The 10,031-nt window shown below is 63.5% G+C and carries 8 protein-coding genes; 7 read left to right on the top strand and 1 reads right to left on the bottom strand.

What is annotated here, in order from left to right:
* Window positions 1-11 precede the first annotated feature (11 nt).
* Window positions 12-692, bottom strand: coding sequence for a TetR/AcrR family transcriptional regulator C-terminal domain-containing protein (locus ACLQ62_RS03395; RefSeq protein ID WP_411720258.1), 681 nt, complete (start codon window positions 690-692; stop codon window positions 12-14).
* 541 nt (window positions 693-1,233) lie between these two features.
* Here ACLQ62_RS03395 and ACLQ62_RS03390 point away from each other — a divergent pair.
* The 7 genes from ACLQ62_RS03390 (at window position 1,234) to ACLQ62_RS03360 (ending at window position 9,907) form a co-directional block, all read left to right on the top strand.
* Window positions 1,234-2,058 carry a hypothetical protein gene (locus ACLQ62_RS03390; protein WP_411720257.1) on the top strand — a complete coding sequence of 275 codons (825 nt, stop codon included), beginning with the start codon at window positions 1,234-1,236 and terminating at the stop codon, window positions 2,056-2,058.
* Between the two features lie 119 nt (window positions 2,059-2,177).
* Window positions 2,178-3,389 (top strand): ROK family protein, encoded by a 1,212-nt coding sequence (locus ACLQ62_RS03385; protein ID WP_411720256.1) that lies wholly within the window; start codon window positions 2,178-2,180, stop codon window positions 3,387-3,389.
* A 98-nt stretch (window positions 3,390-3,487) separates the two neighbouring features.
* Window positions 3,488-4,333 (top strand): carbohydrate ABC transporter permease, encoded by an 846-nt coding sequence (locus ACLQ62_RS03380; RefSeq protein WP_411720255.1) that lies wholly within the window; start codon window positions 3,488-3,490, stop codon window positions 4,331-4,333.
* Window positions 4,326-5,150, top strand: a complete 825-nt coding sequence (locus ACLQ62_RS03375) for a carbohydrate ABC transporter permease (protein WP_411720254.1) — start codon at window positions 4,326-4,328, stop codon at window positions 5,148-5,150. Before ACLQ62_RS03380 ends, ACLQ62_RS03375 begins: the two co-directional genes overlap by 8 nt.
* Before the next feature lie 57 nt (window positions 5,151-5,207).
* A complete protein-coding gene (locus ACLQ62_RS03370; RefSeq protein WP_411720253.1) occupies window positions 5,208-6,461 on the top strand; it encodes an ABC transporter substrate-binding protein in 1,254 nt (417 codons plus the stop codon).
* 96 nt (window positions 6,462-6,557) lie between these two features.
* The gene (locus ACLQ62_RS03365; RefSeq protein ID WP_411720252.1) at window positions 6,558-7,691 is read left to right on the top strand and encodes a glycoside hydrolase family 15 protein; all 1,134 of its coding nucleotides are present in this window, start codon (window positions 6,558-6,560) and stop codon (window positions 7,689-7,691) included.
* Window positions 7,688-9,907, top strand: coding sequence for a TIM-barrel domain-containing protein (locus ACLQ62_RS03360; protein ID WP_411720251.1), 2,220 nt, complete (start codon window positions 7,688-7,690; stop codon window positions 9,905-9,907). Before ACLQ62_RS03365 ends, ACLQ62_RS03360 begins: the two co-directional genes overlap by 4 nt.
* Window positions 9,908-10,031: the final 124 nt, after the last annotated feature.

Below are 10,031 nucleotides of genomic sequence, written 5' to 3'. Positions count from 1 at the left end.
CCGACGTCGACCTAGACGGGAAGGTTCTCGCGCTTCTGTTCGAGCCCGTCGAGCAGGATGTCCAGTCCGAACAGGAACTCATCGCCGTAAAAATATCCCGGCTTGAGGACATGATCTCTGGTCAGCTCTGCAAGGTACGGGTAATCCTTCGTCGGCAGTTGAGCCAGCATGAGGTGCGCCATCGCCTCGGTTTCCTCGGGGGTGGTGAACGGCAGGCTTTTCTCTTGCAGGGCGAAGCCATAGATGTAGCTGTCGACGGCGGAGATGGCGTGCGCGGCCATCTCGAGTGAGAATCCACCGTTACGGAACGTGCCGATCACCCGGTCGTGATGTCGCAAGGTTGACGGCCCCGGGTTGACTCCGGAGTCTCGTGCGCTGCTCGCCCAGGGATGCTCGGCGAGCACCGCGCGGAACGAGATCGAGCGCTTGCGGATGGCCGTCTTCCAATCATCGCTGTGTGAAGGCAGCTCAATCTCGCCGAAGATGGCGTCAACCATGCCGTTGACCAGATCGTCCTTGTTCGCAACGTGGTTGTAGATCGACATCGCTTCGACGCCCAGATCCTCGCCGAGCCGACGCATGGTGAGCCCGTCGAGCCCGACTTTATCGGCCAGAACGATCGCTGCGGCGATCACCCGATCACGATTCAAACGAACCCTGGATGCGGACGCTTCCTTACGCTGTGCTCTCATTCATATCTCCTATGCCTTGGCAGTTGACGAACCTTACCATGTAGATATCCTGCGCTTACGGCATAAGTCAACACAGTAAGTCCCTGAGTGGAACAATCTGCTCGGCACCTCACCTCCTCGAAAGACAGAATCATGAACAGCGACACGGTAGCGATTGTCGGCAAGAGCGGTTCCGGCAATTCGACTCTGATGCCCCTGCTACGCTCCAACGTGATCACGCGTGCACGTGAGTACAGGGGATGAGGCGGTCAAGAGAAGGTTGCGCTTTCGCTGGCCGCCAGGACCACTTCGATATCGACAGCGATGAGCGCCCGCGGCACGTTTCAGCTGGGCAAGTGAGAGATCGGTTAGGGGAACGCCCGGGGGTCCGGGCTTGCTGTCAGATGTCGGCGCGCTCATTGATGTTCGATGGGCAAGGACGAAGATAATGAAAGAGCGACCGCTGTTGTCAACGAGATCGTCTCGGATACGCCGAATCGGCTCCCGAGCAGAAGAAAAGGGTGGTGGAAGCGATGAGCGACACCGGCCGCTCGGCCCATTGATGTCGCTCCGCGCTGTCAGCGTTGCGCTGGGCGGGATCGCCCTGGCAGCGCTTTTGAGCGGATGCGATGCGCGGGCAGAGGTTTCCGCCGAGCTCCGCGAGTCCATTCCCAAGATCGCTGAGTTCAGCGAGGTTGCAACGATGGCCGATCTGCGCGAGTTCAATGAACCGAGCGCCGACTTGCGTGCACGCTTCACGTCGTCAGGAGAGGTCTATCGCGTCATCGACTCATCCATCGATCGTGCCCGGATCGCTCTGTGGAGGATCGATGTGCCTGGCCCAGGGCCGGGTCCTTTCGACCCTGATCCCGATCGGGGATTCACTGCCGAGGAGTTAGTGGTGGGCACAGCGTGCGCGTCGATAGAGCGGGCGGGCGACACGGTCACATCCGCGCCATTCGACTGCCCTCACCCTCTTGCGGCACGGTCACCAACAACCGAGGTGGCTTCATGGACTCGAGACGCGGCTGCTGTCTGGGAGGTGCAGCTCGGCGCTAGCAGCCTCAATCAAGATGTCAGATGGCTGCTGTTTCACAACGATGACGGCAGTCAACCGCGGCACGAATCTCTCGATGCGGACGCCGTGGTCGCCGTGATCAAGAAAGCGCGTTTGTCCTCGGCGGACACATCTATAAGCGTTGCCGTCGAGGATGTTGCCCAGGAGGGCAGCCACATCACAGGCCTGGTGCGTATTGCGGCGTCGGCTCCGGAGGAAGTGAACACCACGAAGATGAGCGCGGCCACCGGGTGCTTCGTCCTCGACATCGATCTTCAACTGCAAGGCCAGTATGGATTGTGGGAGCCGTTGAACAGCGCCCGTTGTTGAGCACCACAGTGGTAAGCGGTCATTCGGGACGTGGGACGGCGCCCGAGATCCTCATTGGTTGTTGACACCTATCCGAACTTAGTTCTAGAGTTCATTTAGTTCTAAAGTAAGGGTAATCAATGATGCTTCGCCCATCGCCGCGTACCGACGTCAATCGTTCTGCCGTGCTCGCTCATCTCGGTGCTCACGGCCATGCCTCCCGAGCCGATCTGGCACGCAGCCTCAATGTTTCGCCCGCGCTGATGACGTCTCTCACGAAAGATCTGCTCAGCGACGGACTTCTGGTTGAACTGGAGAACTCGCCGTCCCAAGGCGGCCGCCCGGGGCGGATGCTTGGGCTGGTGTCAACCGCGGGACGAGCCATCGGCGTGAAAGTCGTCGCCGATCACGTCGCGTTCGTCGAAGTGGGCATCGACGGCTCGGTGACGCGGTCTGCAAGCGAAACGTTCGACGCATCCGCATCGACGATGCTTTCTGACCTCGTCGTTCTGCTGCGGCACTTCATCGCCGGGGGGAGCGACGCACCGCTGCTCGGCATCGGCGTCGGAGTGCCCGGCTCTGTCGACAGCCAGGAAAACGGACTCGTTGACTCCACCCAACTCACGTGGAACCAGGTGCCGATCGGCACGGAGCTCCGGCGGGAACTCAGCCTCCCCGTCATTGTTGAGAACAACGTCAACGCGCTTGCCGTCGCCGAGCGTCTCTACGGGATCGGCCGGTCGCACGATAACTTTCTCGTCGTCACCATCGGCACGGGAATCGGCGGTGGCATCGTCATCGACGGCACGGTCCTCCGGGGCTCGCGCGGCGGCTCGGGCGAACTCGGCCACATTGCCGTTGCCGTGGACGGCCCTGCCTGCACCTGCGGGAACAGCGGATGCCTGGAGGCGGTCATCGGCGAAGCGGCGCTGTTGCGAACGGCACGCGACGCGGGCATCATTCCCGTCAGTGCCGGCATCGCAGCACTCCGCGACGCAGCCGATCGCGGCGAGACCAACGCTGCACGAATCTTCAGCGACGCAGGTGAACTTCTCGGCCGCACGCTCGCCGGTGTGGTCCACACGCTCGACCCCGAAGCGGTCGTCGTGCTCGGCGAGGGAACGGCAGCCTGGGACCACTGGTCGATCGGCTTCGAGCCCGCCTTCCGGTCGCACCTCATCTCCAGCCGGCGCAGCATCCCCGTCACCGTCGAAACGTGGCAGGACGAAAGCTGGGCGCAGGGAGCGGCAGCGCTGGTGCTCGCGACTCCCTTCGATGCCGACGGTGTCGCAGGCAACCAGGGCAGCCTCGTCCGGAAACGCCTCGTGGAACAGTCCAGGGGAGTAGCCTGATGTCCGCGACGGTTCTCGTGACCGGCGAGGAAGTTAGTACGAGGTCTTCTCGACCGGTCCGTCGCGTCTCCCGTGCGCGCGGTCGCCACACACTCGTCGTGCTCGCATTCCTCCTACCGAGCGCGGTCCCGCTCGTCCTGTTCGTCCTCGGGCCGATGGTTGCGGCCGCATGGATCAGTCTGCACGAGTGGAACCTCCTCGCCCCGATGGAATGGGTCGGACTCGACAACTACGCCTCGCTGTTCACCGATCCAGCCACCGGTGAGGTTTTCCTGCACACCCTCTACTACATCGTCGGGTACCTTCCCCTCGTGTACCTGGGTGGCCTCGCCCTTGCTCTGGCATTGAACGCGAAGCTGAAAGGGCGATCGCTCCTGCGTGGCGTCTACTTCCTGCCGGTGATCACGAGCTGGATCGTCGTCGCTCTCGTGTGGCGGTGGCTGCTCAACCCGTCGACCGGAGTCGTCAATACCGTTCTCGCGTGGTTCGGAATTGCCGGCCCAGGGTGGTGGACAGATCCGACCTGGGCGATGCCGTCGATCATCCTCGCATCCGCGTGGAAAGACCTCGGATTCGTGATGGTGATCTTGCTCGCAGGACTTCAAGCGATCAATCCAGATATGTACGACGCCGCTCGAATGGACGGAGCCGGGGCGTGGCGTCGCCTCTGGAGCATCACCCTCCCGCTCCTCAGTCCCAGCACATTCTTCGTCTTCGTCATCTCCCTCATCAACGGATTCCAGGTGTTCGACCAGGTGTACGCAATGACGGGTGGTGGGCCCGCTGGCTCCAGTCAGGTCGTCGTACAACAGATCTACGACCTCACCTTCCGTTACGGGGCCGCGGGTGAAGCATCCGCACTCAGCTGGATGTTGTTCGCTGTCGTTCTCGGCGTGACCGTGGTTCAGATCATCGGCCAGAAACGGTGGGTCACCTATGAATGACACACGCTTCTCGACGCGAGCCGTGCTGCTTCATGTCGTGATCATTCTCGGCGCACTGGTGATGTTCTTCCCCTTCTTCTGGACGATCATCACGTCGATCACCCCGGGCGCGAGCCTCACTTCGGCACCGTCGATCGTGCCGACCGACCCGTCTCTCGAGGCGTATCAACGGCTGTTCACGGAACGGCCGTTTGCTCGGGTCATCCTCAACAGCCTCTTCCTCGCCGCGGTGACGACCCTTGTCCAACTGTTTACGAGCGCAACAGCGGCGTATGCCTTCAGCCGACTGCCGTTCCGTGGACGGACGGCTGTCTTCGGCGTGTATCTGGCCACCATGATGATCCCGTTACAGGTGCTCATCGTGCCGCTGTTCGTGGAGTTGAAAGCGTTCGGACTCCTCAATACCTACCTCGGTGCCCTCCTCCCGACATGTGCGAGCGTGTTCGGCATCTTCCTGCTTCGCCAGGCGATGAATCAGGTTCCGCCGGAACTCGATGAGGCAGCGACGCTCGACGGCGCCGGTCACTTCCGTATCTTCGCGCTCATCATGCTCCCCAATATTCGTCCGGCTCTCGCCACGCTCACTGTGTTTGCCTTCATGGGCAGCTGGAATAGCTTCCTTTGGCCGCTCGTCGTGTTGCGGAAGCCGGAACTGCAGACCCTGCCGATTGCGCTGGCGGGTTTGCAAGGCCAGTACACGACCCAGTGGGACGTCGTCATGGCGGGTTCGGTCGTCAGTGTCCTCCCGATGCTTGCGCTCTACATTTTCGCCCAGAAATACGTCATCCAGGGCGTCGCCAACTCAGGGATCAAATGATCCACGAGCCCCGTACCAACCACCTTGAACACCGGTATCAAAGGAGATAGCAGTCACATGAACAGCAAAATATTGGCCAGCGTTGGCCTCGCAGGGAGCGCCCTGCTCGTCCTCTCCGGTTGCAGTGCGGCCGGAGACACCCCAGCCGGGGGAGACGGTGACGTCACCATCACCTACTCGAACTTCATCAGCAACGACGGCAACGAGGAAAACCTCGCCGCTATCGTCAAGGCATTCGAAAAGGAGAACCCCGAGGTCACGATCGACGTCACGACGCTTCCATACGCCGACTACGGAACGGCTCTCCAGACCGACCTCGCTGCAGGGACCGTCGCCGACGTGTTCGACATCGAATACGCCAACTTCGCGTCGTACCAGGCCAACGGCGTCCTCGCCGAGATTCCGGTGGAGAACCCCGATGCGTACGATCCGTCCCTGGTCGAGTCGTACCAGGCCGACGGCACTCAGTACGCGCTGCCCAGCTCATTCTCAACCGTCGTCATGTTCTACAACGCCGACCTGTTCGACGCGGCCGGCGTCGAATACCCCACCGCCGACTGGACCTGGGCAGACGAGCAGGCTGCCGCAGAGAAACTGACAGATGCAGGCGCCGGTGTCTGGGGAAGCCACCAGCCGGTCAGCTTCTACGAGTACTACAAGGTGCTGGCTCAGAACGGCGGGTCCTTCCTGAACGACGACGGCACCGCCGTCGCCTTCAACACTCCGGAAGGCATCGAGGCGGCTGAATGGCTCGTCGGCAAGAGCGGCACAGTGATGCCGACGATCGAAGACGGGCAGGGGACCGCCGACTTCGACACCAACCTGTTCAAGGACGGCAAACTCGCCATGCTGCACACCGGGATCTGGATGTTCGGCGCGTTCGCTGATGCGCCGTTCGCCTGGGACATCGCTGTCGAGCCCGGCAACGCTGAACAGGCCAGTGCGGTCTTCTCGAACGCCGTGGGTGTTTCCGCAGACTCCGAGCATGTCGAGGCCGCAGCCAAGTGGGCCGAATTCCTGACGTCGTCATCGACCATGGTTGACGCCCGGCTGGAATCAGGTTGGGAGCTTCCACCGGTCTCCGATGAAGCCGCGCTCGCGACCTACCTGGAAAAGGACAGCCCGGCCAACCGGCAGGCCGTCTTCGACTCCCTCGAGGGCATCGCGCTCCCGCCTGTTGTCGCCGAAGGCCAGGCCGAGATGCAGGACATCATGACCGAGGAGCTGGTCGAAGCACAGGCCGGTCGCAAGACTGTCGAGGATGCGATCGCCAGCGCGGAGGAACGCATCAACGCCGCGATCGGCGGATAGTTCCGATTCGGATGCCGGGGCGAGGGCCCCGGCATCCGCCATCCTTCCCCTCGCGGTTCTTCATTCCGCGGCCCCGACCACAGGAGTGCCCGTTCCATGCCCCGATCCACTACCCACGTCGACAACGCGGTCCTCGCGGACCTGGCCACGTCAAGCTTCGAACTCATCGTCTCTCTGCAGGATTCGTCCGGCGCGTACCCAGCCAGCCCAGAGTTCTCCGCGTACCGCGACTACTCCTGGTTCCGCGACGGAGCGTTCATCGCCGACGGAGTGTCCGCGTTCGGCGGAGTCGAGTCTGCGACGCGTTTCTTCGACTGGTGCTCCGGCGTTGTGCTTACCCACCGGGAATCCATCGAACGCATCGTCGCGGCCGCCCAGAAGGGTGCTCCGCTTCCTGACGCCGAGATGCTGCCGACCCGGTTCCGATTCGACGGGTCCGCTGGCAACGACGCCTGGTGGGACTTTCAACTCGACGGTTACGGCACCTGGCTCTGGGCCGTAACGGAACACGCCCACCGGCACGGAATACCCCTGGAACGGTGGCAGCCGGCCATCGGGCTCACCGTCGACTACCTCGCGAGTTCCTGGGATCGGCCCTGCTTCGACTGGTGGGAGGAACACAGCGAACACATCCACGTGTCTACGCTCGGCTGCATCGCCGCCGGGCTCAGTGCAGCCGGGGAATCTGGAATCCTCGAGCCCGAACAGGTCGCCGCAACAGAGGCGGCGACCACAGCCATCACCGAAACCGTACGACGCCGCGGGATTACTGATGGGCACCTCACCAAATGGCTGGGCACCTCCGACGTCGACGGCAGCCTCGCCGCCTTGATCTCCCCGCTGGGACATGTCCCGGCACGCAGCGCACTCGGGCTGGCAACCATCGCCCGCGTGGACGAAGCGCTCAATGTCGACGGTGGCGTGCACCGCTTCCAGGCTGACACCTTCTACGGTGGCGGACAGTGGCCGCTGCTCAGCTGCATGCTCGGCCTTGCCTTCGCCGCCGCGGGCGATCCCGAACGCGCCCGCGCCCAATTGGTCTGGGCCGCAGGGACCGTCACCGGTAGCGGCTTCATGCCTGAGCAGGTCGACGACCATCTGCTCGATCCTGCCTTCACGGATGAATGGGTGAGTCGATGGGGCACCGTAGCCACACCACTTCTCTGGAGCCACGCCATGTACATCCGACTTGCCGTCGAACTCGGCATCACGCCGGGAGTTCTTCGATGATCCGCCACCGCCCGTTCGGCTCCGGCCACCCGTACTCGGTCGACACCGAGCAACGCCACCCCGTCGACCCCGTCGCCGGAGAACCCGTCACGCTCGGTGTCCGCACGTCTCCCGGCATCGACGACGTGTCGGTGGAGCTCGTGGGCCCCTCGGGCACGTCGACGCTGGCGCTGACGCCGGTGGTCAGCATGTCTCGCGGCCAGAGCGTGGATGGGGGACATCTCGCCTCCGCGCAGGCCCGGCTGGCGCGCGCAGCCGGCGGCTGGCAGGTCACGCTCGACCAGCTCGAAGCCGGCGAGAAGTACCGTTACCGGTTCGTCGGCGCCGGGGAGAGAACGCGTTGGTTCGACTTCCGGGTTTCCGTCTGGCGACCGGACACGTCGGGTCTGCTCGTAAGCGTCGGGACGGATCGGGTCGTGCCCGGCAGCATTTCCGTCCTCGACGATGGCAGCGCCACGAGGCGGATCCGGTTCGCCCTGCCGCTTCTCGCTGGGGAGCACGTCTCCGGGTTCGGTGAACGATACGACGCTCTCGATCACCGTGGGACGCAGCTCGACTCCATCGTGTTCGAGCAGTACAAGAACCAGGGCGCGGAACGGAAGACGTATCTGCCCATGCCGTTCGCCCACGTGGTCGGGGGATCGGGCTGGGGATTCCACGTGCGCACCTCGCGCCGGGTGTGGTTCGACATCGCGGCCTCAGATCCCGACCTGCTCTGGATCGAAGCCGAAACGGAACCAGGCGGAACGCTCGAGATTGCCTTCTATGCCGGCTCACCGGCATCCGTTCTCGACCAGCACCTGACCGAGGTGGGCCGGGCAACTGAGCTACCGGACTGGGTCTTCCGGCTGTGGGCCAGCGGCAACGAATGGAACACGCAGAGCGCGGTGATGCGCCAGATGGACGCGCACCGCGACCACGACGTACCGGTCGGGTCGGTCGTCATCGAAGCGTGGAGCGACGAGAGCACCTTCACAACCTGGCGGGATGCCATTACCCACGACGCCGCTGACGGCGAACCCCGCCGACTGCGCGACTTTACGTTCCCGGAGGATGGTGCCTGGCCAGACCCTCAGGGGATGGTCGACGAACTGCACGAACGTGACATCCGGGTGCACCTGTGGCAGATTCCGCTCATCAAGATGCGGCCACACCCGGCCGGTCAGGTCAAAGCGGATGCCGCGGCCGCACTTCGTGAGGACGTTCTGATCAAGGAGGTCGCACCGGACGGCACCCTCCGGCCGTACCGGAACCGAGGCTGGTGGTTCCCGCTCGGCCTCATGCCTGATCTCACCGATTCCCGCGCAGCTGCCTGGTGGACCGAGAAGCGCCGCTACCTCGTCGAAGAGGTCGGAATCGACGGGTTCAAGACGGACGGTGGCGAGCACGCCTGGGGCCGCGACCTGCGCTACCTCGACGGCGGCCATGGGGACGAAAAGAACAGTTTGTTCCCGGGCGCGTATGCGAAGGCATACGGGGACCTGTTGTCGTCGGCAGGCAAAGCGCCGGTGACGTTCAGCCGGGCGGGATTCACCGGAAGCCAGCCGCATGGTGCGTTCTGGGCGGGCGACGAGAACTCCACCTGGGATGCGTTCCGATGGTCGATGTTCGCCGGGCTGTCAGCCTCGGCCGGCGGCATCCTGTATTGGGGCTGGGATTTCGCCGGCTTCAGCGGAGATGTTCCGACCGCGGACCTCTACCTTCGGTCCGCTGCGGCCGCCGCCTTCGTGCCGATCATGCAATACCACTCCGAGTTCAATCACCACCGCACTCCGTCGCACGACCGCACGCCGTGGAACATCGCCGAACGAACAGGTGACGAGCGAGTCCTTCCCGTGTTCCGGCGCTGGGTGAAGCTCCGGGAACGCCTCGTGCCGTACCTCGCAGAACAAGCGAGGCTGTCGATCGAATCTGGTATGCCCCTGATGCGGGCGTTGTATTTCGATTGGCCGACGGACGAAAAGGTGTGGCAATACCCGCTCCAGTGGATGCTCGGTGACGACATCCTTGTCGCCCCGGTACTCGAACCGGACGCTGCCGAGTGGGAGGTGTACCTGCCCGAAGGCGACTGGGTTGATGCGTTCACCGGTACTCCGGTGAACGGCGGAGCCGTCGTTCGGCGCCTCGTGCCCTACGACGAACTGCCCGTGTATGTGCGGAGAGCTGCCTGGCAGATATTGAGCGAGGTTTTCGCGTCGGATGGAGGCTTGGCCTAGCGCCGCGCCCCGCACTTTCGCCCACCGGGTGATCGCGGCCATGCCGATGCCTTGCGGCGCACCGCACAAGGTGAAGGATGCACAGAGCCCTCGGGTTGCCAGCGGGGGAGTGCGGTTAGGTTAT

Origin of the sequence: Mycetocola sp. (assembly GCF_046716805.1) — a bacterium.
In the GTDB taxonomy this organism is placed as follows: domain Bacteria; phylum Actinomycetota; class Actinomycetes; order Actinomycetales; family Microbacteriaceae; genus Mycetocola_A.
This window is presented reverse-complemented; position numbering and strand designations above follow the sequence as displayed.

What these genes read in the sequence shown, in the direction of transcription:
- ACLQ62_RS03395 (WP_411720258.1), bottom strand. Translation starts at nt 692, where the DNA reads ATGAGAGCACAGCGTAAGGAAGCGTCCGCATCCAGGGTTCGTTTGAAT.
- ACLQ62_RS03390 (WP_411720257.1), top strand. Translation starts at nt 1,234, where the DNA reads ATGTCGCTCCGCGCTGTCAGCGTTGCGCTGGGCGGGATCGCCCTGGCA.
- ACLQ62_RS03385 (WP_411720256.1), top strand. Translation starts at nt 2,178, where the DNA reads ATGATGCTTCGCCCATCGCCGCGTACCGACGTCAATCGTTCTGCCGTG.
- ACLQ62_RS03375 (WP_411720254.1), top strand. Translation starts at nt 4,326, where the DNA reads ATGAATGACACACGCTTCTCGACGCGAGCCGTGCTGCTTCATGTCGTG.
- ACLQ62_RS03370 (WP_411720253.1), top strand. Translation starts at nt 5,208, where the DNA reads ATGAACAGCAAAATATTGGCCAGCGTTGGCCTCGCAGGGAGCGCCCTG.
- ACLQ62_RS03365 (WP_411720252.1), top strand. Translation starts at nt 6,558, where the DNA reads ATGCCCCGATCCACTACCCACGTCGACAACGCGGTCCTCGCGGACCTG.
- ACLQ62_RS03360 (WP_411720251.1), top strand. Translation starts at nt 7,688, where the DNA reads ATGATCCGCCACCGCCCGTTCGGCTCCGGCCACCCGTACTCGGTCGAC.